The 24,860-nt window shown below is 67.2% G+C and carries 19 protein-coding genes and 1 pseudogene; 10 read left to right on the plus strand and 10 right to left on the minus strand.

What is annotated here, in order from left to right; translation table 11 throughout:
* Nucleotides 1-8: 8 nt before the first annotated feature.
* Nucleotides 9-2,723: a TonB-dependent receptor gene (locus ACW17Z_RS14210; RefSeq protein WP_492056473.1), complete on the plus strand. Its 2,715-nt coding sequence runs from the start codon at nt 9-11 to the stop codon at nt 2,721-2,723.
* Nucleotides 2,724-2,846: 123 nt separating this feature from the next.
* Here the strand turns inward: ACW17Z_RS14210 and ACW17Z_RS14215 are convergent, their stop codons facing one another.
* The gene (locus ACW17Z_RS14215) at nt 2,847-4,979 is read right to left on the minus strand and encodes an alpha-galactosidase (protein WP_492056474.1); all 2,133 of its coding nucleotides are present in this window, start codon (nt 4,977-4,979) and stop codon (nt 2,847-2,849) included.
* Nucleotides 4,980-5,185: 206 nt separating this feature from the next.
* Here ACW17Z_RS14215 and ACW17Z_RS14220 point away from each other — a divergent pair, with 206 nt between their 5' ends.
* From ACW17Z_RS14220 to glpK, 5 genes are read left to right on the plus strand one after another with little or no spacing between them, the layout of a single operon-like run.
* Nucleotides 5,186-7,150 carry a beta-galactosidase gene (locus ACW17Z_RS14220; RefSeq protein WP_492056475.1) on the plus strand — a complete coding sequence of 655 codons (1,965 nt, stop codon included), beginning with the start codon at nt 5,186-5,188 and terminating at the stop codon, nt 7,148-7,150.
* Nucleotides 7,147-8,490 (plus strand): alpha/beta hydrolase family protein, encoded by a 1,344-nt coding sequence (locus ACW17Z_RS14225; protein ID WP_492056476.1) that lies wholly within the window; start codon nt 7,147-7,149, stop codon nt 8,488-8,490. Before ACW17Z_RS14220 ends, ACW17Z_RS14225 begins: the two co-directional genes overlap by 4 nt.
* A 56-nt stretch (nt 8,491-8,546) precedes the next feature.
* Nucleotides 8,547-9,986, plus strand: a complete 1,440-nt coding sequence (locus ACW17Z_RS14230; RefSeq protein WP_492056477.1) for an SLC5 family protein — start codon at nt 8,547-8,549, stop codon at nt 9,984-9,986.
* 51 nt (nt 9,987-10,037) lie between these two features.
* The gene (glpD, locus tag ACW17Z_RS14235) at nt 10,038-11,543 is read left to right on the plus strand and encodes a glycerol-3-phosphate dehydrogenase (RefSeq protein WP_419318717.1); all 1,506 of its coding nucleotides are present in this window, start codon (nt 10,038-10,040) and stop codon (nt 11,541-11,543) included.
* 2 nt (nt 11,544-11,545) lie between these two features.
* Nucleotides 11,546-13,042 carry a glycerol kinase GlpK gene (gene glpK / locus ACW17Z_RS14240; protein WP_492056478.1) on the plus strand — a complete coding sequence of 499 codons (1,497 nt, stop codon included), beginning with the start codon at nt 11,546-11,548 and terminating at the stop codon, nt 13,040-13,042.
* Nucleotides 13,043-13,187: 145 nt separating this feature from the next.
* Here the strand turns inward: glpK and dgoD are convergent, their stop codons facing one another.
* Entirely contained in the window at nt 13,188-14,372 is a 1,185-nt protein-coding gene (gene dgoD / locus ACW17Z_RS14245; protein WP_419318713.1) for a galactonate dehydratase, read from the minus strand.
* Nucleotides 14,373-14,639: 267 nt separating this feature from the next.
* Here dgoD and ACW17Z_RS14250 point away from each other — a divergent pair, with 267 nt between their 5' ends.
* Together ACW17Z_RS14250 and ACW17Z_RS14255 are read left to right on the plus strand one after the other, a co-directional pair.
* Nucleotides 14,640-14,777, plus strand: a complete 138-nt coding sequence (locus tag ACW17Z_RS14250; protein WP_419318711.1) for a hypothetical protein — start codon at nt 14,640-14,642, stop codon at nt 14,775-14,777.
* A 69-nt stretch (nt 14,778-14,846) separates the two neighbouring features.
* Complete coding sequence (locus tag ACW17Z_RS14255; RefSeq protein WP_492056479.1) at nt 14,847-15,575, plus strand: FadR/GntR family transcriptional regulator; 729 nt, start codon at nt 14,847-14,849, stop codon at nt 15,573-15,575.
* A gap of 58 nt (nt 15,576-15,633) precedes the next feature.
* On the opposite strand, the pseudogene ACW17Z_RS14260 reads toward ACW17Z_RS14255, so the two are convergent.
* A pseudogene (locus ACW17Z_RS14260) lies at nt 15,634-16,635 on the minus strand (AraC family transcriptional regulator); the annotation flags it as partial.
* 87 nt (nt 16,636-16,722) lie between these two features.
* Here ACW17Z_RS14260 and ACW17Z_RS14265 point away from each other — a divergent pair.
* Nucleotides 16,723-17,538 carry a hypothetical protein gene (locus tag ACW17Z_RS14265; protein ID WP_492056480.1) on the plus strand — a complete coding sequence of 272 codons (816 nt, stop codon included), beginning with the start codon at nt 16,723-16,725 and terminating at the stop codon, nt 17,536-17,538.
* On the opposite strand, the gene ACW17Z_RS14270 is transcribed toward ACW17Z_RS14265, so the two are convergent.
* A complete protein-coding gene (locus ACW17Z_RS14270; RefSeq protein WP_492056481.1) occupies nt 17,535-19,061 on the minus strand; it encodes an N-acyl-D-amino-acid deacylase family protein in 1,527 nt (508 codons plus the stop codon). The two genes, ACW17Z_RS14265 and ACW17Z_RS14270, sit on opposite strands and share 4 nt — an antisense overlap.
* Before the next feature lie 167 nt (nt 19,062-19,228).
* Here ACW17Z_RS14270 and ACW17Z_RS14275 point away from each other — a divergent pair, with 167 nt between their 5' ends.
* The gene (locus ACW17Z_RS14275) at nt 19,229-19,744 is read left to right on the plus strand and encodes an Lrp/AsnC family transcriptional regulator (protein WP_419318703.1); all 516 of its coding nucleotides are present in this window, start codon (nt 19,229-19,231) and stop codon (nt 19,742-19,744) included.
* On the opposite strand, the gene ACW17Z_RS14280 is transcribed toward ACW17Z_RS14275, so the two are convergent.
* The 6 genes from ACW17Z_RS14280 to ACW17Z_RS14305 form a co-directional block, all read right to left on the minus strand.
* Entirely contained in the window at nt 19,741-20,727 is a 987-nt protein-coding gene (locus ACW17Z_RS14280) for a dipeptide epimerase (RefSeq protein ID WP_419318701.1), read from the minus strand. The genes ACW17Z_RS14275 and ACW17Z_RS14280 overlap by 4 nt on opposite strands.
* Nucleotides 20,727-21,755: an N-acetyltransferase DgcN family protein gene (locus ACW17Z_RS14285; RefSeq protein ID WP_419318699.1), complete on the minus strand. Its 1,029-nt coding sequence runs from the start codon at nt 21,753-21,755 to the stop codon at nt 20,727-20,729. Before ACW17Z_RS14285 ends, ACW17Z_RS14280 begins: the two co-directional genes overlap by 1 nt.
* A gap of 68 nt (nt 21,756-21,823) precedes the next feature.
* Nucleotides 21,824-22,156 (minus strand): Lrp/AsnC family transcriptional regulator, encoded by a 333-nt coding sequence (locus ACW17Z_RS14290; RefSeq protein ID WP_419318697.1) that lies wholly within the window; start codon nt 22,154-22,156, stop codon nt 21,824-21,826.
* Nucleotides 22,157-22,258: 102 nt separating this feature from the next.
* Nucleotides 22,259-22,705, minus strand: a complete 447-nt coding sequence (locus ACW17Z_RS14295; protein ID WP_492056482.1) for an Lrp/AsnC family transcriptional regulator — start codon at nt 22,703-22,705, stop codon at nt 22,259-22,261.
* A 34-nt stretch (nt 22,706-22,739) separates the two neighbouring features.
* Entirely contained in the window at nt 22,740-23,753 is a 1,014-nt protein-coding gene (locus ACW17Z_RS14300) for an isoaspartyl peptidase/L-asparaginase family protein (protein WP_492056483.1), read from the minus strand.
* 60 nt (nt 23,754-23,813) lie between these two features.
* Nucleotides 23,814-24,830 (minus strand): cyanophycinase, encoded by a 1,017-nt coding sequence (locus ACW17Z_RS14305; RefSeq protein WP_492056484.1) that lies wholly within the window; start codon nt 24,828-24,830, stop codon nt 23,814-23,816.
* Nucleotides 24,831-24,860 lie beyond the last annotated feature (30 nt).

Here is a 24,860-nt window from a genome sequence, read left to right on the forward strand (position 1 = left end):
TTAAACTGATGATTGGCGCCAGTGCGAGCGCTCTGGGCTTTGTCGCTTTGGGCGGGGCTGCGGCCGCGCAGTCAGCACCCAATGCTGATGTTGTCGATGAAATCGTCGTGACGGGTCTGCGCGCCAGCCTGACGCGCGCCATTGACGTCAAGCGCAAGGCCGCCGTGATCGTCGACTCCATCGCCTCCGAAGATCTGGGCAAGTTCCCGGACAGCAACGTCGCCGAATCCCTCCAGCGGATCACGGGCGTCTCCATCGACCGCAGCGGCGGCGAGGGCCGGTTCGTCACGGTCCGCGGCTTTGGTCCGTCTTTCAACAACGTGCTGGTCAATGGTCGTACCCTGGCCACCGAAAATGCCGGCCGCCAGTTCAGCTTCGACCTTCTGGCCGCCGAGCTGATCTCCGGCGCTGATGTCTACAAGTCCAACAACGCCACCCTGCAGGAAGGCGGCATCGGCTCGACCATCAACGTCAAGACCGCCCGCCCGTTCGACATCCGTGGCAGCAAGGCGATCCTCAGCGCCAAGGCGAATTATGAGGACCTGTCGGAAGAGGCCTCGCCGGACGTGTTCGGCCTGTTCTCGACGCGCCTGGCCGATGACCGAATCGGCGTTCTGGCCTCGGTGTCCTATCAACAGCGCAAGGCGCGCGTCGATACGGCCGCCACTAACGGCTATTATCGGACCACGGTGGGTGCAGGGGCCAGCGCCCTGACCAACGTGCTGTTTCCCCAGAACTACGACCAGATCTCCGACCTGCAGGATCGCGAGCGCCTGGGCGTGACCGGTACCGTGCAGTTTCGGGCCAGCGAAGAGCTGACCCTGTCGGTCGACGCGCTGTACAACAAGTTCACCGTAGACTCGAATGCAAACAGTGTCGGCCACTTCTTCTCGCCGGGCGATGTCAGCGGCGTGACGATCGACGGCAATCGTACCGTCACGGCCTTCTCGCAGAACGCCAACGGTCATACCGACTACATCAACCGCACCTTCAACCGGCCGACCGAACTGCGTGCCTTCGGCGCCAATGCCGACTGGAACCCGACCGACAAGATCAACATCAAGCTGGACACCGCCTATTCCAAGGCGGAGTCGAACAACGGCGGCAATGAGATCTTCGCGGTGATCGGCTTCAACAACGCCGTGAACTTCAACAATACCGGCACGGGCCTGCCTGGCGTTACCGCCGCTCGCGGCTTCACCGATCCGTCGGTCGGACGCGCCCACTTTACCACCCGCGAGGGCGTTGATACCGCCGAGACGGTCTATGAGACCCGCCTGGATGCGGTGTTCAGCACCGACTATGAGGTCTTCACCAAGCTGCGCTTCGGCGGCATCTATACCGACCGCACCAAGGAAAACGCCCTGGTCCGCTCCGACAACGACGTCGGTTGCGCCTATTGCGGCTATGGCATTCCCGTCCCCGCCGGCATGCTGAAGGCCTTCGATCCGGGCTCTTTCCTGAGCGGCGAGTCGGGCGCCTTCCCGCGCCAGTGGTTGGCCTTCAATTCCGAGGACTATTTCCGGTTCCTGGAAACGGCCGCCGCTGGCAACGCCCAGGATGTCGCCGCCGGTCGCCCGGCCGGCGCCACCGCAGCGTTTGTCCGCTCCAAGAACGGCTATGCCGCTGTTCGTCAGCCCTCGTCCTACTCGGTCAGCGAGAAGATCAGCGGCGGCTATGTGCAGGGCGACTTCGAGGCCACCATCGGCGGCCTGCCCTGGAGCGCGACGGTCGGCATGCGCTATGTCCGTACCGAACTGGTCTCCAACGGGACCCAGCAGACCCTGCTGGACCTGTTGCCGATCGTCGGCGACAGCACCGCCTATACGGCCGCCTTCGCCGCCACTTCGGCGTCGGTGTCCAGGAGCACGGTCTATGACAACTTCCTGCCCAGCCTGAACGTCAAGGTCGACATCACTCCGGACCTGGTAGGCCGCTTTGCCGCCACCCAGACCGTCTCGCGCGCCAATCTGACCGATGTGGCCCCCCGGATCACCTTCACCAGCCTGCGCCCGGGCAACCTGGCGGCCAGCGGAGGCAATCCGGAACTGAAGCCCTTCAAGTCGACCAATTTCGACACCTCGGTCGAATGGTACTATCAGGACACCGGCTATCTGACGGTCGGCGCCTTCTACAAGCAGATCGACGACTTTATCCTGACCTCGGTGGCGCCCGAGACCTTCACCGTAGCCAATGCAGCGGGCAATTTCCCCGGCGGCCTGGCGACGTTCAATGTCCAGCGCCCACGCAACGCCCAGAGCGCCGACGTCTATGGTATCGAGGTGGGCTTCCAGCACACCTTCGACTATCTGCCCGCCCCGTTCGACGGCCTGGGCGTCACGGCCAATGCCACCTTCGTGGACAGCAAGGCCAATCTTGCCGCCACGGCGCGGACCTTCGCGCTTGAAGGTCTGGGCGACAGCCAGAACCTGGTCGGCTTCTATGCCAAGGGTCCGATCGAGGTCCGGGTCGCCTACAACCACCGTGACGGCTTCGTCAGCACGGCGGCCAACGGCACCGGCGGCGATCCGATCTTCACCAAGGGCCAGGGCCAAGTTGATTTCCAGGCTCGCTATGCGGTGTCGTCGAACTTCTCGGTGTTCGTGGAGGGGACCAACCTCAACGACGCCAAGACCGAGACGGTCGGCAAGTACGACAACCAGTTCCTGAGCCTGGTGGACACCGGACCGCGCTACGCGGTCGGCCTCCGCGCCCAGTTCTAGCAGACCGGCCGGGAGCGGCTCGCCGCTCCCGGCCGCCCTCTAGCGCGTGCTTGTCGGCGCGCGTTCCTCACCTACCCTGCGCTGGGGCGGGCCTTCGCGGGCCCGCCCCTTTTTTCGTCAGGATCAGTCGCGCCGCGACAGATGCAGAATGAAGCCGGTCTGGGGATGCAGGCGGGGGAGTTGCAGGCCAACGGCCATCAAGGTGCGACCATCAAGCTCCACGCCTTCGACAAGCGCCTGGGTCAGGGCCGAGCTCGCGGGCGGCGCGGATGGCCACACCAGCTTGACCGCGTAGCGCGCCTCGGCGTCCAGGCTCGCCAGGCGCAGCCGTCCGGCGAAATAGGCGTCCTGTTCTCGGATCAGCGTGTAGGCGAACACCGCTTCTGAGCCGTCCTGGGCAACGATGCCGAACGCAGTCTCGTTGGCGGGCCGGTCGAGCCGGTGAAGGTCGCCGGAATGGATCAGGCCTCTCAGCTGCTTGTAGAGCGCCACGCCCTGGGCCAACTCGGTGCGCTCGCCAGGCGTCAGCGCCAGCAGGTTCGCCTCGATGCCGAAATGACCGAACAACGCGGTCGAGACCCGCGTCGCCATCGACACGCGGCGACCGGTGATGTGGCAGTCGGTCGGCCCGACATGTGCGCCCATCAGTTCGGCGGGAATGAACAGCGACGCCCCCTTCTGGATCGACAGGCGGTCCAGCGCGTCATTGCTGTCGGAGGTCCAGATCCGGTCGGTGCGCTCCAGGATCCCGAAGTCGGCGCGCCCACCGCCCGAGGCGCAGCTTTCGATCTCGACCTTCGGATGGGCGGCGCGCAGACGGTCGAGCACGGCGTAGAGGCCCGCGACGTGGGCATGCGCCCCGGCGCTGCCGTCGGCCCCGCCGGGATGGCTTACGTCGCGGTTCATGTCCCATTTCAGATAGGCGATCGGGTGCTCGGTCAGCAGCGCATCGATCCGCCCGTAGAGATAGTCGCGCACCTCGGGTCGTCCGAAATCCAGCACCAGCTGGTTGCGGAACGACAGCTGCGGCGCGGGCGCACAGCCCAGAACCCATTCGGGATGGGCGCGATAGAGATCGCTGTCGGGATTGACCATTTCCGGTTCGACCCACAGGCCAAACTCCATGCCGGCGGCCAAGACGCGGTCGACCAGGGGCTTGAGGCCCTGCGGATAGACGCTCTCGTCGACGAACCAGTCGCCCAGGCCGGCGGTGTCGTCGCGGCGGCCCTTGAACCATCCGTCGTCCAGCACGAAGCGCTCGGCGCCGATCGCGGCGGCCGACTCGACCAGCTGGAGCAGCCGCTCCTGGTCATGGTCGAAATAGACGGCCTCCCAAGTATTGTAGTGCACCGGGCGCGGCTTGGCCCGCAGGCGCTGATGCTGGGGCCGGGCGCGCACCCAGGCGTGATAGGCCTGCGACATGCCACTGAGCCCGGCGTCGGAATAGGCGGCATAGAGCGCGGGGCTGACATAGTCGGCTCCGGGGCCCAGGCGGATCTCGCCCGGCATGAACAGCTCGCCCATCTGCACATAGGCGCGGGCGTCCGACAGGGTCTCGGCGACGATGCGATGATTGCCGCTGGCGCCAAGGTGGAAGCCATAGACCTCGCCCACGGCTTCGCCGCAGGGGGCGCATTCGACGATCAGGCCGGGGAAGGCATCATGGGAGCTGCGGCCGCGGCGGTTCTCGCGCACCGTGGACCCTTGCCCCAGTGGGGTGCGGCGCATTTGGAACTCGCCCGACCACCGGCCATCCAGATTGATCAGATGGCTTGCCGACGGCGGCAGGGGCAGGGTCGGCGCGGCGCAGGCGTCGATCGTCAGGGCGGCGTCACCCTCGTTGACGATCCGGGTCGATGCAACCAGCACGTCCTGGTCGGGACGCAGTTCCAGGCGGTGCGTCAGGACGATGGCGTTGTGGTCGTCGCGCGACACGATCTCGACCGCGGACGGGTTGATCCAGTCGATGCGATCAAGGCGGGTGAAGGTGGCCCAGGCCTGGCCTTCGCGATGCGCCAGCAGACCCGGCGCGCCCGGAAACCCCTGCCCCAGCAGGGGCGTCAGGGCCAGGGGCGCGGCGACGGCCGGCGAACAGGGCGCCGCAGCGCGCGAAGCCATCAGCACCAGCGACATCGGATCCAGACCGGCCGCAAGCCTCGCGCCCCAGTGCAGGACGATCGGCGCATCACCTCGGCAATCGACGATCAGGGTTGTCGTCTTGCCATCGAGTCGAACGAAGGGCGGGGAGCTGGACATCGGCAAACCCTGGAAAACGTGAAACGAAGGCGCGTCTTGGGAAAGGTCTGAGTTGACGCTTTCATTTTGTAGGATAAATGAGATGCAAGAGAAAGACGTCTGTGAAACCGGTCGTTACAAAGTGCGGATAGGTTTTGGCGTCCCTCGTGACGCCTAGGCCGTGGTGACGATCGATGTCGCGAAAAGCGACGCGTCGGGAGTGAGACATGCTGGGCGTTTGCTACTATCCGGAACAATGGCCGACCAGCCTTTGGCGCGAAGATGCGCGCAAGATGAAGGCGCTGGGCCTGACCTATGTCCGGATCGGCGAGTTCGCCTGGTCGCGCTTTGAGCCGGAGCCCGGCGTCTACGACTTTGCCTGGTTCGACGAGATCGTTGCGATCCTGACGGAGGCCGGGCTCAAGGTCGTCATCGGCACCCCGACCGCCACGCCGCCCAAGTGGCTGATCGACCGGCACCCCGACATCCTGCCCGTCGATCCCGTGACCGGCCGCGTGCGGGGCTTCGGATCGCGCCGCCACTACGACTTTTCGAGCGAGACCTATCTGCGCGAGTGCGAACGGATCGTTCTGGCCCTGGCCGAGCGCTATGGCCAACACCCCGGCGTCGCGGGCTGGCAGACTGACAACGAACTGAGCTGTCATGACACGACCCTGAGCGCCTCCCCGGCCGCCAAGGCGGCGTTCCAGGCCTGGTGCGCCGATCACTATGCCGACGTCGATGCGCTGAACACGGCATGGGGCAATGTCTTCTGGTCGATGGAGTATCGCAGCTTCGACGAAATCGAACTGCCGGTCGGGGCCGTCACCGAGACCAGCCCGGCCCATCGCCTGGCCTATCGCCGCTTCTCGTCGGATCAGGTGGTGCGTTTCCACGACGCCCAGGTGAAGATCCTTCGCGCCCATTCTCCCGGCCGTTTCGTCACCCACAACTTCATCCCGATGAACGAGACCGGCGTCGACAACCACGCCGTCGCCGCCGATCTCGACTTTGCCAGCTACGACAATTACCCGCTGGGCCGCACCGACCTGCTGATGGCGCAGGAGTCGGCCGAGACCTTCGCGCCCTACATGCGGACCGGCCATCCGGATTTCGGCACCTTCTTCTTCGACCAGACCCGGGGGCTGGCCCCCGGCGCCTTCTGGATCATGGAGCAGCAGCCCGGGCCGGTGAACTGGGCCAACCACAATCCCCGCCCCGCGCCGGGCATGGTGCGCCTGTGGACGTTGGAGGCCTTCGCCCACGGCGCCGGAGTGGTCAGCTATTTCCGCTGGCGGCAGGCCCCCTTCGCCCAGGAGCAGATGCACGCGGGCCTGCTGCGCCCCGACAGCAGCCAGGCTGCGGCCTGGCCGGAAGTCGAGGCGGTTGGGCGCGACCTTGCGATCCTGGATCTCGGCCAGCATGCCACCGCGACCGCCAAGGTGGCGCTGATGGTCGACGTTCAAGCTCAGTGGCTGGGAGAGATCGAGCGTCAAGCGCTCAGCTACGACTACACCCAGATCCTGCTGGATCACTATCGCGCCCTTCGGGCCTTGGGCGTGGACGTCGATTTCGTGGCGCCGGACGGCGACGTCTCGGCCTATGCCCTGGTGGTTATCCCGTCCCTGGCGATGCCGACCGCCGAGACGATCGCGCGCCTGAAAGCCAGTTCGGCGATCGTGATGTTCGGGCCCCGCTCGGGCGCCAAGACCGACGACCTAACCATCCCCGACGGCCTGCCGCCCGGCCCGCTGCGCGATCTGCTGCCGATCCGGGTGCTGTCGGTCGAGACCCTGCGGCCCGACTGCCCCGCCGAGCTGGTCTGGAACGACGGGCGCTATCCCAGCACCATCTGGCGCGAGGAACTCGAACTGACCGGCGAGGCCGAGGTGCTGGCGCGTCACGACGACGGCGGCCCTGCCATCGTCCGCGCGGGCAAGGCGATCTATGTCGGCAGCGTCAGTGATCGGCGCTTCCTGACCGACTTTCTCGAGAGCCTGTGCGTCGAGGCCGGTGTCGTGGTCCAGCGCCTGCCTCGCGATGTCCGCCTGCGTCGTCGCGGAGACCTGACATTCGCCTTCAACTATGGAGACCAGCCGATCGCCGCCCCCGCCCCGCCGAACGCCCGGTTCATCCTCGGCGCCCAAACCATCGCCCCGCGTGACCTTGCGGTCTGGAAGGATCCGGCATGAACCGCCTTTGCATGCTCGCCGTTGGCCTGTTCCTGATCGCGCCCGGCGCGGTTCAGGCGCGCCAGGCGCTCGCCGATGGCCCGCAGCTGTCTCTCCCTGGGGCCTATCCCGTCGGTGTGCAGACCTTGACCCTGACCCATGCCGACCAGCCCGACCTGCTGGGCAGCGACCTGGCCAAGGGCGTCATCGCACGGTCCGATCGGGTTCTGCCCGTCACGGTCTGGTATCCGGCGACCAAGCCCGCTGCCGGCGCTCCCGTGGTGCGCTACACTCAACCTGGCGCCACGCCCGCCGCGCCGGCTGTCTTCTACAAGACCGGCACGGTACAGGCCGACGCCAAGCCGGTGCGCGGCCAGCACTTCCCGCTTGTCATCCTGTCCCACGGCTATCGTAACTGGGCGACCAGCTTCAGCGACCTGGCCGAAAATCTCGCGTCCAAGGGCTATGTTGTCGCCTCCATCGAGCACCGTGATCTCGAGCCCTCGACGCTGCCGATGCCACAGCTGTCGTTCGCGTCCGTCCTGATCACCCGGGTCGCCGACCAGCGCTTCGTCATCGCAGAGCTGGCGCGGCAAGCTGACAACGGTCCGCTCAAGGACGTCTACGACCCTGAACAGGTCGCCCTGATCGGCTATTCGATGGGCGGCTTTGGTGCGCTGACGACGATGGGCGCGGGGCTGGACGCCGAGGGGGCGCTTTACAAGCTGGTTCCCTTCGACCTGCTCAAGCCCTTCACGACCCAGGACCCGGGCTTCGCATCAGGCGTGCCCAAGGGCGTAAAGGCCATGGTCGCCTTCGCGCCGTGGGGCGGGTCGCCACCGCTGCGCGCCTGGAGCGCCGGGGGCCTGACCGGTGTGACCACGCCGTCCCTGTTTATCGTCGGCGACCAGGACGATGTCAGCGGCTACGATCAGGGCGTCGCCTGGCTGTATTCTGGCCTGACCGGAGCGGATCGCCGTCTGCTGGTTTACGAAAACGCTCGCCACAATGTCGCGCTGGACGGCGCCACCGAAGCCAAGGCGGGCAAGTTCCAGGCCCTCGAACGTCACGAAGAGCCGGTCTGGCGGCGCGACCGCATTCTGGCGATCAACCGCCACTTCATCACGGCCTTCCTCGACGCCCAGCTCAAGAACGACAAGGCCCACGGAGCCCTTCTGAACGTGCCGACCCCGCGGGCCTCCGACGGAGTCTGGCCTCTGGCGCCGGGCGCTTCAGCAGCCGATCGCTTCGCCGGTCCCGACGACGGGGCCACGGCGAGCTACTGGCCCGGCTTCCAGCGCCGATGGGCGCTGGGCCTGCGCCTGCGCCACGACCTGCCGGGCGCGCCCAATCCTCAATAGGCCATCGGCGATACCGATGACTGGCCGATAACGAAAACAACGGAAACGCCCAAGCCATGCACCTGCAAATGACGCAAGCCTGGATCGCGATGGGGCTCACCGCCTTGATCGGCCTGATCACCTATCTGAAATGCCGGGGGCAGGGGCGCGGCGCTGAGGGCGGCAACAGGGAGTTCTTCCTGGCGGGGGGCGGTCTGTCCTGGATCTTCGTCGCCGGTTCAATCACGATCACCAATCTCAGCACCGATCAACTGGTGGGAATGAACGGCAACCAGATGGCCCTGCTGGTCTGGTGGGAGCTGTCGGCCGTCGTCGGTCTCAGCATCCTGGCCTGGGTGTTCCTGCCCATCTACTATCGGAACAACTGCACGACGGTCACCGAGCTTCTGGAGAAGAAATACGGTCACGCCGGCATCCGTTCGACGATCGCCACCATCTTTCTGGTCGGCAACCTCGTCATCTATCAGCCGATCACGCTCTACACCGGCGCGCTGATGATGAAGTCTATGTTCGGGCTGGAGATCCCGATCATCGTGCTGGCCGCCGTCTTCGCCGTCGCCGGCTCGCTCTACGCAATCTTCGGCGGGCTGCGCGCCGTGGCCGTGACCGACACCTACAGCGGCATACTCCTGCTCGCGATGTGCATGCTGGTGGTCTTCCTGTCGTTGCAGGCTATCGGCTTCGACTTCAGCGGCATCCCGCCCGAGCGCCTGAGCTTGATCGGCGGCAATGACTCCCCGATCCCATGGCACACCCTTCTGACCGGGATGATCTTCATCCAGATGTTCTACTGGTCGACCAACCAGACGATCACCCAGCGCGCCATGGCCGCGCCGAACCTGAAGGAAGCCCAGAAAGGCGTGTTCGCCGCAACCGTCGTTCGCCTGCTGATTGTCCCGCCGATGGTGGTGATCCCCGGCATCGTCTCTTACAAGCTGTTCGGGCATCTGGGCGATGCGGCCTATGGCAAGATCGTCTGGCACGTTCTGCCCAACTGGATGTCGGGCATCTTCGCTGCGGCCATCGCCTCGGCGGTGGTGGCCCACTTCGCCAGCGTGCTGAACTCTTCGGCGGCGCTCTATGTCTGCGACATCCACGAAAAGTACATCGACCCCAAGCCCAATGTGCCGCGCCTGAGCATGTGGGCCAGCATCGGTTTCGTGGTGCTCTCGCTGGTATTGGTGCCGGTCTATGACGACGCCGACAGCATCATCAACCTAGTGCAGAAGTTGAACGGCCTGACCAGCATGCCTGTGCTGTCGGTGTTCATCGTTGGCCTGCTGTTCCGCAATGTCGACGCCCGCGCGGCGATCGCCGGTCTGGTGTTCGGCGTGTGCCTCTATGCGATCTTCAGCTTCGGCTGGGCGCCCCTGCACTACATCCACATGATGTTCATCACCCTTTGGACGACGGTCGCCTTCTCGCTGACCCTCAACCGCTGGGTCTTCGGCAGAAAGGCCGAGTTCATCTTCGCTCGCAAGGCAGCCGCCGCCTGAGGCCTGCCGACGGACGCGCGTTCAGTAAGCCTCTCGGAAGATAGTGAGACGATGACCACGGATATCCTTCATGACCTCGTGGTCATCGGCGGCGGCGTCAACGGCTGTGGCGTGGCCCGAGACGCGGCCGGGCGCGGCGCCGCAGTGGTGCTGTTCGAGCAGGGCGACCTGGCTGGCGCGACCTCGTCGGCCTCGACCAAGTTGATCCACGGCGGCCTGCGCTATCTTGAGCAATACAAGTTCCGGCTGGTCAGAGAGTCGCTGATGGAGCGCGAGGTGTTGTGGGCAATAGCCCCCCACCTCATCCAGCCGCTGCGGTTTATCCTGCCGCATCACAAGGGCCTGCGGCCCCGCTGGATGCTGCGCGTGGGCCTCTTCCTGTATGACCATCTGGGTGGCCGCAAGCGGCTGCCCGCGACCCGCAGCCTTGACCTGCGACGCGATCCGGCCGGCGCGCCGCTGGATCCGCGCTTCACCCATGCCTTCGAATACTCCGACTGCTGGGTCGATGACGCCCGCCTCGTCGCCCTCAATGCGTTGGACGCCGCCGAGCGCGGGGCGACGATCCATACGGGCGCGCGGGTCATCGCGGTCGATCGCTTGGCGGATCATTGGCGCGTCACGGCGACGACGGCGGCAGGCGAAACAATCACCGTCAGCGCTCGCGCCCTCGTCAACGCCGCCGGCCCCTGGGTCGAGCGGCTGGTCGGACTTTCGGGCCTGACGGCGCCGGCCGGCGTGCGGCTGGTGCGAGGCAGTCACATCGTCACGCGCAAGCTGTTCGACCACGACAGGGCCTACATCTTCCAGAACGGCGACGGCCGGATCATCTTTGCCATCCCCTATGAGCACGACTTCACCCTGATCGGCACCACCGACGCGGACCATCACGGCGATCCCAAGGACGTCACCGCCACCGACGAGGAGGTCGCCTACCTCTGCGCGGCGGCCAGCGAGTATTTCAAGGCTCCGATCCAGCCCGCCGACGTCGTCTGGCGCTACGCCGGCGTCCGCCCTTTGCTGGACGACGGCGCCTCCGATGCCCAGGAAGCCACGCGCGACTATGTGCTGAGCCTCGACGCCCCCAAGGGCGCCCCGCCAGGCCTCAGCGTGTTTGGCGGCAAGATCACAACCTATCGCCGGCTGAGCGAGGCGGTTCTGAATGAGATCGGGCCCCACATGGGCGTCGACCTGGGTCCGGCCTGGACCCGCGCGTCACCCCTGCCGGGCGGCGACCTGTCGGGCCAGGACCTGGACGCGTTCATCGCCGGTCTCGCCAGGCCCTATCCCTTCCTGAAGCCGCTTACGCTCCGTCGGATGGCCAAGGCCTATGGCTCGCGGATCACCGATATGCTCGGCGACGCCAGCAGCCTTGCGGACCTCGGCCAGCATTTCGGGGCCGATCTCTACGAGCGCGAAGTGCGCTACCTGATCGCCGTCGAGTGGGCTCGCAAGGCCGAGGACGTTCTGTGGCGCAGGAGCAAGCTGGGACTTCGCCTCGACGCCGATCAGACGGCTGGGCTCGATCTGTTCATGCGGACCGCCAGCAACCTCTGACCATGACCAAGCCTATTCTCGTCATCGATCAGGGCACCACCTCGTCGCGCGCCATCCTGTTCTCGCCTCGGCTCGAGATCATCGCCACGGCGCAGCGCGAGTTTCCCCAGCATTTCCCGGGCTCGGGATGGGTCGAGCATGACCCGGAGGATCTCTGGTCTTCGGTGCTGGAGGTCGCCCGCGAGGTGCTGGCCAAGACCGGAACAGCGCCGGATGCGGTCTCGGCCATCGGCCTGACCAACCAGCGCGAGACCGTGGTGATCTGGGACCGGGCCACCGGCTTGCCGATCCACAACGCCATTGTCTGGCAGGACCGCCGCACCGCCGACCTCTGCGAGCGCCTTCGCGCCGACGGGCACGAACCGGAGATCGCCAGGCGGTCGGGCCTTCTGATTGATCCTTATTTCTCGGCGACGAAGATTGCCTGGATCCTCGACAACGTGCCCGGCGCGCGCGCGCGTGCCGAGGCCGGCGAACTGGCCTGCGGCACGGTCGATAGCTTTCTGCTCTGGCGGCTGACCGGCGGGGCGGTGCACGCCACCGACGCTACCAACGCCTCGCGCACCCAGCTCCTGAACATCCATACGGGCGTCTGGGACGAGACCTTGCTGGCGCTTTTCCACGTCCCGGCCGCGCTCCTGCCCGAGGTTCGCGACAGCGCCGGCGACTTTGGCGAAACCCAGCCCAACTTGCTGGGCGCCGCGATCCCGATCCGAGGTGTGGCGGGCGATCAACAAGCCGCGCTGGTGGGACAGGCTTGCTTCTCGCCGGGCATGGTCAAGGCGACCTACGGCACGGGATGCTTTGTCCTGCTCAACACCGGCCAGCGTCCAGTGGTGTCGCGCCATCGCTTGCTGACGACCATCGCCTACCAACTGGATGGCCAGCGAACCTATGCGCTGGAGGGGTCGATCTTCATTGCGGGGGCCGCGCTGCAGTGGCTGCGCGACGGGCTGGGCGTGCTCGCCAAGGCCGAGAACGCCGACGCGATGGCCAGCCAGGCCGCTGCCGATCCAGGGCTCTACATGGTGCCGGCCTTCGTCGGCCTTGCTGCACCCGACTGGCGGCCGGACGCGCGCGGCGCGATCTTCGGCCTGACCCGCGCCACCGGTCCCAACGACCTGGTCCGCGCTGCGCTGGAGAGCGTGTGCTTTCAGACTCGCGACCTGATCGAGGCCATGGTCGCCGAGGATACCCATGCGGCGTGGTCGATCCGGCTGCGCGTCGACGGCGGCATGAGCGCCTCGGACTGGATGCTTCAGTACCTTGCCGACATCCTCGACAAGACGATCGATCGGCCGCAAGTCCGTGAGGCGACCGCCCTTGGCGCGGCTTGGCTGGCCCGACGTGGGTCTGATGACGCGCTGGCGAGCGACGATTTCTGGCGACTGGACCGCACCTTCTCGCGCCGGATGGACAAGGCCGCCGGCACGGCCCGGATCCAGGGCTGGCGCCGCGCCGTCGCCGCCGTCATCTCGCTGACCGAACCCCAGCCCTAGAGGCTTGGGCTATGGCTTGGCCAGACGACCGTCGTCGACGTCCAGAGCGACGCCATTGACGAGCCGGGCGTCATCCGAAGCCAGGCCGATGCCGCTCAAGTCGCCGGTAACAACGACTCCGCAATCGTGAACCGTCTGCCCGCAGTCACCACTCGCGGAAGCTGCCGTCTTGGCCCCGCCAGATCGGGTTGCGCCACGAAGGCGCGTCCTTGGCCGCTTCGCGCACCATGTCTTCGTCGATCTCGACGCCAAGGCCCGGGCCTTGCAGAGCGGCGACCATGCCGTCACGCACCTCGAACACCTCGGGGTTGCGCATGTAGCTGAGCAGGTCGTGTCCGACGTTGTAGTGGATGCCCAGGGACATCTCCTGGATCACGAAGTTGGGCGTGGTCAGGGCCAGCTGCATGCAGGCCGCCAAGGCCATGGGCCCCAGCGGGCAGTGCGGCGCCACGCCCACGTCATAGGCCTCGGCCATGGCGGCGATACGCTTGCACTCGGAAAGGCCACCCGCGTGGCTCAGGTCAGGCTGGATCACGTCCACGGCCGCCGCTTCCAGGAAGGGCTTGAAATCCCAGCGGCTGTAGAGCCGTTCCCCAAGGGCGATCGGCAGGCTGGTGAGGCGCGACAGCTGGACGATGGCCTCGACATTCTCCGAGAGCAACGGCTCCTCGATGAACAGCGGCCGCAGCGGCTCTAGCGCCGCGATCAGTTGCTTGGCCATCGGCTTGTGCAGGCGGCCGTGGAAGTCCACCGCCACATCAAGGCCCTGCGCCTTGACTGCGGCCACGCGCTCCAGCGCGTCATCGAACGCTTGCGCGCTGTCGAGCCACCCCATCTCGCCGGTGGCGTTCATCTTTACGGCCTTAAAGCCTTGGGCCAGTCGGGCCTGGGCCGCCTCGACGACCTCGTCGGGACGATCGCCGCCGATCCAGGCATAGACCGGAACCCGGTCGCGAACGCGACCGCCAAGCAGTTGCCAGACGGGCACGCCCAGGCGTCGCCCTTTGAGGTCCCACAGCGCCTGATCCAGGCCCGACAGGGCCGACATCAGCACCGGTCCGCCACGGTAGAAACCGCCGCGATAGGCCACCTGCCAGATGTCCTCGATATTGTCGGCATCGGCGCCGATGAAGCGCTCGCGCAGCGAAGCGAAGGCGCCATCCACGGCTTCGGCGTGCCCCTCGAGGCTCGCCTCCCCCCAGCCTACGGCGCCGTCCTGGGTCTCGACCCGGACGAACAGCCAGCGCGGGGGCACGATGAACGTCTCGATCCGCGCGATCCTGGTCGGCCCCGCGCCGACACTGAGCTCTCCGAATCGTTCAGCCGTCATCGACGATCCGCCGAGTATCTGGCGCAGCGCGGGCAAGACCGCATCGGATGGCTCCCAATAAAGCAGCGCCCAGCGTTCGCCGGGTTACATCAGCCTAGCTATGTCGAGCGTCGCCTGATCGTCAAACTGTTTATCATATTAATCTTTAAATATGGACGCATTGCCAGGAGGAAGCGTAGCCCGGGTCGCCGCGAATGAAAGCGATATCGGCTTGCTTGGCGGCGATAGCCGAACTCCAACCGTTCGAGCGGCGGGGCGCTTTGCGGCATGGCGGGTTCGCGCACCGGTGTGCTCGAGGCCCCCAGTCTCGCCTGCCTTAGAGATCGCGACCTGCCGATCGTGGCCTTGAGCGGCGAGGCCTGCGTCCTGGCGGGGCTGCGCATGGTCGCCGCTGCGAATTCTTGACTGGTCAAGCTCTTGGCGCAGGGCAACTATCTGTTGCGAGCTCCAGCCAAATTTGACAGCAGTGATTCCATGAAAGCTAACGACCCGCTGGAATCCCGCTCGGCGTTAGGGCGCAACCTGACCTTCGGTCTTCTGGACGTGTTGGGGCGCATGATCGTCACGGGAGCCTATGACGGCCGGCCGTTCCCGATCGAGGCCGAGCTTTCCAAGGAACACGCCGTCAGCCGTTCCGTAACGCGCGAGGCGGTCAAGATGCTGGCCGCCAAGGGCCTGCTGACCGCACGTCCCCGGCAAGGCACCATCATCACCCCGCCATCGGCCTGGAACTGGTTCGACACTGACGTGCTGCGCTGGTTGCTGGAGCGGAAGTTCTCGCTGAGCCTGCTGCGCCAGTTCACCGAACTGCGACTGAGCATCGAGCCCGGCGCCGCTGCGCTGGCGGCTCAGGCTGCCAGTCCCTCGGGCCGGGAGTTGATTAGGCTCGGATATGCCCGGATGGAGGCGGCCGAAGCTGGCTTCGACAATCCGCTCAGTTCTGACATCGCCTTCCACATCGCGATTCTGGAAGCCTCTGGAAATCCGTTCTACGCTCAGTTCCGCGACGTCGTGGCCACGGCTTTGCAGACCTCCATCCAGTTCACCAATCGCTACCGGGGACGCAGCGCGAGCCTGCCGGCGCACAAGGCTGTAATGGACGCGATCATGGCGCACGATGCCGCCACCGCGGCCGAGACCATGCGAGAACTCATCGCCGACGTCATGGACCTCATCAAAGAGGCGATAGCGGAACAGCCCTAAATTGAGGTTCGGCCGAGACGGAGGGCCGGAGATCGCCGGGGGCGGTCATACCCGCCAGCTGGGCCTCGCGAGGGCTCCTGCCGGTCCAGCGTTTGAAGGCGCGGGAGAAGGCGGCAGGTTCGGAGAAGCCGACGAGGTAGGCGGTCTCGTTGACCGAGGCTCTGGCGCCGGTGAGGTAGCGCAGCGCCATGCGGTGGCGCAGGGCGTCAAGCACCTGTTCGTAGGTGGCGTCCTCGGCCTTGAGCTTGCGGAACAGGGTCTGGCGGCTGAAGCCCATGGCGCGGGCCACGGCGTCGGCGCCGACTTCGCCGGCGTGTAGCAGCGGAAGCAGCACGGCCTCGACCCGGCCGCGGACGGTCTTCTGGTCCTCGAGCTCCTGCAGTAGGCCATCGGCGCACCGGGTCAGGACGCCAAACACGTAGCGCGGCTGAAGCGCCACCGGCCAGGTCGCGATGCGCGGGTCGAGCCGCAGGGCGTTCCAGCCGCTGGAGAAGGTCACCGGGCACTGGAAAATGCGGTCGTACTCGGCGCTCCAGGCCGGGGCCGGGTGGGTAAACTGCACCTCCAGCACGTGCGGCTCGGGCAGGAAGCGGCGCGGGCCGCAGACCAGCCGGGCGAAGGCCCCTTCGGTCAGTTCGGGGAAAGCGTTGGGATCAGCGCGCGTGTCGACCATCCACAGTTGGCCGTCGCGCGCGGTCAGCGCGAAGCGCGGCCCGTCGCTGAGTCCTTCGGTCTCCAGAGTCAGCCGGCCGAAGCGCTGCATCTGGGCGAAGGCTTCACCCATGGTGGCCGAGGCGTTCATGATTAGCCCGACAATCGACATCTCCGCCAGGTCGACAGTCTCGCCGAAATGCAGCGCCAGCGCCGGATCGCCGCACAGGTCCTGGGCCGCGCGCATCAGGGCCACATAGGTCTCGAACGCCAGGCGGCCGTCGGGGTCCTCCAGGTCGGCGGGGTTCAGGCCGGCCCGGGCCAGAAGCGCCGCGCGATCAGCGCCGCGCTGGACAGCGAAGGCGATCAGGCCGGCGGCGAGTCCTGCTGACGTGGTCAGGTGCGACATCGGCGCGGCCCCTAGTGTTACGAACGATCATGCGCGCGCTACGCTCGATCATGGCGCCCGCCGGGCTAATCGACAAGAAAGGGGCCCATGTCACTCCGGTTTCCTGTCTCACCCGTCCTGTTCGCCGTCACCGCCGCGCTGCTGCCTTCGATCGCCCTGGCGGAAAATCTGGAGGCAGGGCCCGGCGATCCGGCCTGGATGCATCTGGGGGCCAACGCCCTGCTGTGGGCGCACATCACCGGCGGCGCGATCGGGATGGTCACCGGCGTCGTCGCCCTGGCCGCGCGCAAGGGCCAGCGGGTCCACCGTGCGGCGGGATCGGTGTTCTTTGCGGCGATGTTCGCGGCCTATGCCATCGGCGCGGGCGTGGCGCCGTTCCTTGAAACCGGGCAGCGGCCCAACTTCGTTGCCGGCGTCCTGGCGCTGTACCTTCTGATCAGTGGCGCGATGGCGGCCCGCCAGCGGGAGGTGAAGGCCGGCGCGCCGGAGGTCATCGGGCTGGTCATCGCCCTTACCATCACCGCCGCTGGCGTGATCTTCATGCGGATGGGCGCGGCCAGCCCCAGCGGCACTGTGGACGGCTCGCCGCCGCAGGCCTTCTTCCTGTTTACGATCGCCGGGGCCTTCGCGGCCGCGGGTGAAGTGCATGTGCTCCTGCGCAAGCAGCTGTCCAGGGTCTCGCGGATTGCGCGGCACCTGTGGCGGATGTGCTTTTCGCTGTTCATCGCCTCGGGGTCGTTCTTCCTCGGGCAGCAGCAGGTGTTTCCCGAGGCCCTGCAGGACTCGGCTCTGCTGTACGTTGTCGCCCTGTCGCCGCTGCCGATCATGCTGTTCTGGCTGGGCAAGGTCCGCTTCGACGACTGGCGGCGGCGGCGGGTGAAGGCGGCTGTCGCGCCCGGTTAGGACGCGGCCCTGCGGACGACTGCGCCGGGGTGAGCGCCTGTGGCGCGACCATCCTGGAACACCAGCACGCCATTGACCCAGACCTTGGCGACCCCTGTGGCCAGGGCGTTGGGATGGGAGATGTCGGAGCGGTCGGCGACGGTCGCCGGATCCAGCAGAACCAGGTCGGCGAAAGCGCCCGGGATGAGGGTCCCACGTTCGGCGATGCCCAGTTGGGCGGCTGTCTGGGCGGTCATCTTGTGGACGGCCTGTTCCAGGGTCAGGGCCTGCTTCTCGCGCACATAGACCCGCAGGATCCGGGCAAAGGCCCCGAAGCCGCGCGGATGCAGGCCGTGGGTCATGCCGTCCGAACAGATCACCGCATGGTCCCAGCCGATGAAGGCGTCGATATCGGCCTCAGTCATGGCCGTACCGATCACCGCGTCGACCCGATCAACCTCGGGATGGGCCAGATGATAGGCCTCCGACTGGCGGGTCAGGGCCAGATAGGTCTCGGCGGGATCGGCCTGCCGCTCGGCGGCGATGTCGGCGATGGTCTTACCGACCAGCGACGGGTCGGGCGCGAACACCGCCAGCCGCATGCCGGCCGGGGTGGTCAGCTTGGTCAGGGCGAAGCGGGCGGCGGCCAGGTCATTGAAGTCGCGCTCCGGCAGCAGCACCGCCAGATTGCTCTGCCAGTATTCGTAGGGATAGACGTCGGCGGTGATGTCCACGCCCTGGGCGCGGGCGGCGTCCAGCTTGGCCAGGATCTGCTGCGCCTGGCCCCAGCGGTCGACGATGGCGATCTTCAGGTGCGAGATCTGGACCGGCAGTTTGGCCTCGCGGCCGATGGCGATGATCTCGTCGATCGCCGCGTCCAGCTTCACGTCCTCGCTGCGCAGGTGGCTGATATAGCGGCCGTGGCCGGCGGCGGCGGTCTTGGCCAGCGCCATGACCTCGTCCGGGGTCGAGAAGATGCCGGGGTCGTATTCTAGCCCCGTCGACAAGCCCAGCGAGCCGGCCTGGAGGTCCGAGGTCAGGTCGGCCTGCATCGCCGCGATCTCGGCGGGCGTCGCGGCGCGCTTGTAGTCCGATCCCATGGCCCGCTCGCGCAGGGAGCCGTGGCCGGTGTAGGAGGCGACATTGATGGCCAGCGGGGCCTTTTCCAGGCCGGCGAAATAGGTCTTCAGCGGAAACGACGACTCGCCATCCTCGCCCACGACGATGGTGGTCACCCCCTGGGCGGTGAGGGGGGTCATGTCGGGGGTCTGCTCGGCCTGGCGGTCATGATGGCTGTGGGCGTCGATGAAGCCGGGGGCCAGGACCAGGCCTCTGGCTTCCACCACCGTATCGCCCGGCGCCTTGGCCAGCTTCCCGACGGCGACGATACGGTCGCCGTCCAGGCGAACACTGACCGCCCGCGACGGCGCGCCCGTGCCGTCCACCACGCGGGCGCCGACAATCAGGGTCGAGGCCAGGGCTGTGGAGGTCATCAGCAGGGACAGGCCCAGAGCGATGGAGAGGCGGTGCAGGTTGCGCGTCATGTCTCGGCCTTCCGGTGTGCTGTGTTCACAATAGCGCGCGGCGGCGAGGGTTTTCGCCGTTTCCCGCCGCGCCGGCGACAGGATCTCAGGGGCGGCGTGGCGATCACGACCTTACCCCGCGCTTCGTTTGCGCTAAGCAGGGCGGCGACTTCAGCAAGGATCCCGGGATGACCGCGAACGACCCGCGCAAGGACATCGACCGCATCGACATCAAGATCCTGGCCCTGCTGCACAGGCAAGGGCGGGTGACCAAGGCGGCGATGGGCGAGGCGGTGGGCCTGTCGGCGTCGCGCTGCTGGGAGCGGATGAAGAAGCTGGAAAAGGCCAAGATCATTCGCGGCTATCATGCCGAGGTGGATCTGGGCCGGCTGGCCAAGCTCTCGACCTTCGTGGTGCAGATCAAGCTCACCGACTTTTCCTACGCCAAGGCCAAGACCTTCGAGACCGGCATAGCGGCCCATCCGAATATCGTCTCCTGCCAGGCTGTGCTGGGCGATGTCGACTATCTGATCACCGTCGCGGCCTTCGGCATCGAGCATTATCAGACCATCATGGAGGGGTTGCTCGACACCTTGGCCGTCCCCTTCGACTATGTGACCTTTCCCGTGACCAAGAAGCTGAAGGGCGAGGCGGGGCTGGATCTCGCGAAGCTGCTGGCCACGGTCGAGGACCTCGACGACTAGCCCCACAGGGCCGCCGCGGGGGGGCGCAGGATCGCGTCGCGATAGCCGAAGCCGTGCTCGATGTCGGTCACCAGCTGGATCGGGCAGTCCAGGTCGACGATCTCGCAGTCCTGGGCCACCAGCAGGCCCGGCGCGATGCCCAGCGAGGTGCCCTCCATGCAGCCGATCATCAGCCTAAGGCCCCGGGCGCGGGCCGCTTCGGTCAAGGCCAGCGCCTCGGTCAGGCCGCCGCACTTGTCCAGCTTGATGTTGCAGAAGGCGTAGCGTCCGACGATCCGGTCGAGATCGGCGCGGTCGTCGAACGACTCGTCGGCGCAGAGCGGCACCTCGCCCCGATAGTCCAGCAGGGCGTCGTCCTGTCCGACGGGCAGGGGCTGTTCCACCAGTTCGACCCCCAGGGCCGAAAGGCGGGGGGCGTAGACGTTGAGCTGATCCAGGGTCCAGCCCTGGTTGGCGTCTGCGATCAGGCGGGCGCGGGGCGCGGCGGCGCGGATCGCCTCCAGCCGCTCCAGGTCAAGGGCATCGCCCAGCTTCACCTTCAGGCAGGGGAAGTCAGGGGCCCAGCGCGCGGCCTTGGCGGCCATGGCGGCGGGGGTATCCATGCCCAGGGTGACGAAGGTTTCGATGGGACGCAGCGGCGCCAGACCGGCCCGCACCGCGACAGGAACGCCGGTCAGCTTGGCCTCGAGGTCCCACAGCGCGCAATCGACGGCGTTGCGCGCGCCGCCACGCGGCAGGCGGGCGGCGATGCATGCGCGGTCCAAAAGCATGCCGGCTTCAAACTCGACCGCCAGGGCCTGCACCTGCAACAGCATCGTCTGAGGCGTGTCGCCCAGATAGTCGACCCCAGCGGCCTCGCCCCGTCCGATCGCGCCGCGCGCCGCGATCTCGACGTGAAGCACATTGGCCTCGGTATAGACGTGGCGGGCGATGACGAAGGGCTCGGTCAGGGCGTGCGCCTCGACCCGCGCGGTCAGGCGCATCAGGCGGCGTCCGAGCGCGCTTCCGCCGTCAGCAGCAGGCCATCGACGATGGCCGCCACGCCGGTCCGCACGGGGTCGCAGCACGGCAGGCCTAGGGCGGTCTCCGTCTCGCGCAGATAGTCGGCGGCCGCCTGGGGCGTCAGGCGCGAGGTGTTGATGCAGATCCCGGCCATGCGAACGGCAGGATTGGTCAGGGACGCCAGGCGCAGGTTCAGGGCGATGGCCTCGGCCAGGGACGGCGTGGGGAAGGTCTCCAGCCCGTCGATGGCGGTGCGGGTGGCGTCGTGGCACAGCACCAGAGCGTCCGGCTGGCTGCCGTGCAGCAGCCCCAGGGTCACGCCGGCATAGGCTGGATGGAACAGCGAGCCCTGGCCCTCGATGACGTCCCAGTGGTCGGGCGCGGCGGCGGGGCTCAGTTGCTCGGCGGCGCCGGCGACGAAGTCGGAGATGATGGCGTCGATGGGCGCGCCGGATCCCGCGATGAAGATACCGGTCTGGCCGGTGGCCCGGAAGTCGGCGTCGGCGCCGCGCGCCTTGAGCTCTTTCGTGATGGCCAGCGCCGCGTACATCTTGCCCACGGCGCAGTCGGTGCCGACGGTCAGCAGGCGCAGGCCGGCGCGCTTTTCGCCTGTTCCGACCACGCAGAACTCCGGCGACGGCTCGCGCGCCTCGATCAGCCGGCGGCCCAGGCGCTCGGCGGTCTCGCGCACCTTGGGCAGGCTGGCCATGCGGGTATGCAGGCCTGAGACAAGATCCAGCCCCGCCTCCAGCGCCTCGATCAGGACGGCTTCCCAGTGGGGCGGGATATAGCCGCCGGCATTGGCCACGCCCAGCAGCAGCGAGCGGGCGCCGGCCGCGTGGGCGGCCCTGGGCGTCATGTCGGGTAGGCCCAGATCGGCCTCGCAGCCGGGCAGGCGAAGCTGGCCGACGCAGGCGTCGGGACGCCAGTGGGCGACGCCCGAGGCGGTCTTGGCGCTGACCCGGTCCACGTCTCCGAGGAACATCAGGCAGGGATAGGGCAGTTCCACGACAGCACCTCGTTGTAGACGTCGTCAGTTGGGTTCGAGACCGATTGTCCCCGCCGCAGCGGGGAGGATCAGTCGCCGGAGGTCGGGTGAAACGGCCGGGCGGCCGGTGAGCGGGGCAGGATCACCGAAGCCAGAGCGTGTCGCACCCCGGCCAAGGCCTGGATCCGGTCGACGGTCCGCTCGAGGTCCACGGTCCGCCCGGCCTCGACCACGGCCACCAGGTCATAGTCGCCGGTGATCTGATGCAGGGCGGTCAGCTCGCTCATCTCGGCCAGCCGCGCGCCGACGTCGGCGGCGTCGCGCGGCGCGACCTGGATCATCACATGGGCTCGCAGGGCGGCGTCTCCGCGGTCGGCGGCGACGCCCAGGAAGGCCGGACTTGCGATCTCGACGGCGATCAAGGCTGAACTCCCTCACTCTTCGCGGAGAGTTTAGTTTGGGAGTGGCCTCGAAAAACGCCGTGTTTGGGTTATGTCACGAGAGAAACGCTCGCCGGCGCGCCCTTAGCGCAGGATCTTGGTCGCCAGCAGGATCGAGGAGGTCGTCCGTTCGACCCCGTCCAGGGCGCCGATGCGGTCGATCAGGGCGTTCAGCTCGGTGACCGTCTCGGCCTCGATCAGGGCGATCAGGTCGTACTCGCCGCTGATGGCGTGCAGGGCCGACAGCTCGGCGATGGCCGCCAGTTCGTCCTCCGTGATCTTGGCCAGTTTCAGCTGGACCTTGATCATCACCTGGGCGCGGATCAGACGGCGGTCATAGTCGCTGCCCAGGCGCACGGTGTAGCCTTGGATGACACCATCCTGCTCCAGGCGGCTGAGCCGGGCATAGACATTGGCCCGCGTCAGTCCAAGGTCGGCGGCCAGCTTGGTGACCGGCTGACGCGAGTCCTCGCGCAGCATCGCCAGCAACCGCCGATCGACCTCGGCGAGGTTCTGATCGTCCGACTTCATCGGCCCCTCCCTGAGTCTGTCCCGACCATCAGTCTCATTTCGGTGAAGGCTCTTTGGTGTAGATCGCGGTGCGCGGCGTGGGCAGGGCCGACGAGATCGCGCCCCGATACATGCCCAGATCGTTCATGCCGAAGGCCGGGCGGCCCTGGCCGTCCATGGCGATCAGACCGCCGTCGCCGCCGATCCTGGTGATCGAGGCCATGGTCTGGTCGGCAGCGGTCTGAACATCCTCGCCCTTCCAGGCGATGCGGTCGCAGACCTGCCGGGCGGCGGTCTCGCGGATGAAGTACTCTCCCGATCCGGTGGCCGACACCGCGCAGACGCCGTCGCGGGCATAGGTGCCGGCCCCAATGATCGGCGTATCGCCGACCCGCGCCCACCGCTTGCCGGTCATGCCGCCTGTCGAGGTGGCGGCCGCGATATGTCCGGCCTGGTCCAGCGCCACCGCGCCGACAGTGCCGAACAGGTGAGTGGGATCGAGCACGGCGTGGTGGTCCTTGCGCCAGGCTTCCAGCTGCTTCCAGCGCTCCTCGGTACGGAAGTAATTGGGATCGACCTGCTCCAGGCCCTGCTCTTTCGAGAACTGATCGGCGCCTTCGCGCGTCAGCATGACGTGCGGGGACTTCTCCATCACCGCGCGAGCCAGGCTGATCGGGTTTTTGGTGCGCGTGACTCCGGCCACCGCGCCGGCCTTCAGGGTGGCGCCGTCCATGATCGAGGCGTCCAGCTCGTTCTTGCCCTCGGCGGTGAAGACCGCGCCCTTGCCGGCGTTGAACAGCGGATTGTCTTCCAGCGTCCGCACCACCGTCTCGACCGCGTCCAGGCTTGAGCCCCCGGACTTCAGCACCTTGGCGCCGGCCTCCAGAGCGGCGTCCAGGCCGGCGCGATAGGCCTTTTCCTTCTCAGGCGTCATGGCGCTGCTCTCCAGCACGCCGGATCCCCCGTGAACGGCCAGAGACCACTTGCTCTCGGCCGCCATGACCGGCGCCGAGGCCGCGCACAGGGCCAGGATCGACAGGCTGAGCGAGCGGATCTTGGAAGGTGTCATCGCAACTCTCTTGGACAGGCCGGAGGCGGGTTCCGGCGGAAAAAGGCGGGGAACTGGCGGTCAGCGGTCGCTGCGGATCAGCATGCCGTCCTTGACCTGGGCGGTCAGGGTAAAGGCCGGCTGCGTCACCTTGAAGGTCTTGAAGTCCAGCGTGCTTTCCGGCCCCACGCCGACAATGGGGAAGGGCGCATAGGTCAGCGGCTGGCCGGCGATGATCGTGGCGGGCCGGGCCATCGGCCGCACCAGCCAGGCGTGACCGGGGCCATAGAACCGACCCACGCCGTCGCCGTCGATCAGCATCGCCGCGCCTTCGTCGATGCCGAGGCCCGCGATCGTCGGGTCGTTCTCTTCCTGGATCAGCCGACCGACAAAGGCCACGAGGCGGCCCTGGCGATCGCGCTTGTCGAAGTGACTGTCGGTGATGACCTTCGACAGCCAGGGCAGGTGCAGGAAGTCGCGCACCAGGGTGACACCGGCTGCGGTGGGATTCTTCAGCGCCTCGGGCGAGGTCATGCTGATCGAGTCGAGGCAGCCGTACGAATAGCCGCCCAGGATCGCCAGGCCGGCGCTGGTGCCGCCGACCGGCTTGCCGGCCTTGACGTGGGCGTCCAGCGCCTTGTTCAGGGCCGTGCCCTTCCAGGCGCGGATGTAGTTGCTCTGGTCGCCGCCGCCGAAGAAGATCCCGTCGGCGCGGGCGATGATGGCCAGCAGTTTGGGATCCTCGCCGGCGTCTTCGTTCTGGATCACCAGGGTCTCGACCGAGGCGACGCCGCCGACATCCTTGTAGATCTCGTCCTGCAGTTCGCGGCCGCCGCGGGCTCGCAGCACCACGATGTGGCCGCCGCCGGATTGCTTGACGAACTGACGGAAGGCCTCCAGCGGCCAGTCGCCGCCGCCCATCAGGGCCAGCAGCGGCCCGGTCTTGCCCGGGGTCGGGGCGGTGATATCGCCGATCACATAATACTCGTAGCCCGGTCCGACGGCGTCGGGACCCTTTGCGGGCGCATCGGCCGCAAGCGCGGTCAGGGGAAGGAGCAGGGCCGCCGCCATCGCGAGCGCCGAAAGTCTAGCCAGCATCATATCCATCCCTCGCCTGTCGCGATCCTG

Source organism: Caulobacter sp. GSs2, assembly GCF_058680895.1.

Coding starts and splice junctions, on each gene's coding strand:
- ACW17Z_RS14300 (WP_492056483.1), bottom strand. CDS start 23,753: ATGACACCTTCCAAGATCCGCTCGCTCAGCCTGTCGATCCTGGCCCTG.
- ACW17Z_RS14250 (WP_419318711.1), top strand. CDS start 14,640: ATGGCGGGTTCGCGCACCGGTGTGCTCGAGGCCCCCAGTCTCGCCTGC.
- ACW17Z_RS14215 (WP_492056474.1), bottom strand. CDS start 4,979: ATGTCCAGCTCCCCGCCCTTCGTTCGACTCGATGGCAAGACGACAACC.
- ACW17Z_RS14275 (WP_419318703.1), top strand. CDS start 19,229: ATGACCGCGAACGACCCGCGCAAGGACATCGACCGCATCGACATCAAG.
- ACW17Z_RS14210 (WP_492056473.1), top strand. CDS start 9: ATGATTGGCGCCAGTGCGAGCGCTCTGGGCTTTGTCGCTTTGGGCGGG.
- dgoD (WP_419318713.1), bottom strand. CDS start 14,372: ATGACGGCTGAACGATTCGGAGAGCTCAGTGTCGGCGCGGGGCCGACC.
- glpD (WP_419318717.1), top strand. CDS start 10,038: ATGACCACGGATATCCTTCATGACCTCGTGGTCATCGGCGGCGGCGTC.
- ACW17Z_RS14255 (WP_492056479.1), top strand. CDS start 14,847: ATGAAAGCTAACGACCCGCTGGAATCCCGCTCGGCGTTAGGGCGCAAC.
- ACW17Z_RS14280 (WP_419318701.1), bottom strand. CDS start 20,727: ATGCGCCTGACCGCGCGGGTCGAGGCGCACGCCCTGACCGAGCCCTTC.
- ACW17Z_RS14295 (WP_492056482.1), bottom strand. CDS start 22,705: ATGAAGTCGGACGATCAGAACCTCGCCGAGGTCGATCGGCGGTTGCTG.
- ACW17Z_RS14305 (WP_492056484.1), bottom strand. CDS start 24,830: ATGCTGGCTAGACTTTCGGCGCTCGCGATGGCGGCGGCCCTGCTCCTT.
- ACW17Z_RS14265 (WP_492056480.1), top strand. CDS start 16,723: ATGTCACTCCGGTTTCCTGTCTCACCCGTCCTGTTCGCCGTCACCGCC.
- ACW17Z_RS14220 (WP_492056475.1), top strand. CDS start 5,186: ATGCTGGGCGTTTGCTACTATCCGGAACAATGGCCGACCAGCCTTTGG.
- ACW17Z_RS14270 (WP_492056481.1), bottom strand. CDS start 19,061: ATGACGCGCAACCTGCACCGCCTCTCCATCGCTCTGGGCCTGTCCCTG.
- ACW17Z_RS14225 (WP_492056476.1), top strand. CDS start 7,147: ATGAACCGCCTTTGCATGCTCGCCGTTGGCCTGTTCCTGATCGCGCCC.
- glpK (WP_492056478.1), top strand. CDS start 11,546: ATGACCAAGCCTATTCTCGTCATCGATCAGGGCACCACCTCGTCGCGC.
- ACW17Z_RS14230 (WP_492056477.1), top strand. CDS start 8,547: ATGCACCTGCAAATGACGCAAGCCTGGATCGCGATGGGGCTCACCGCC.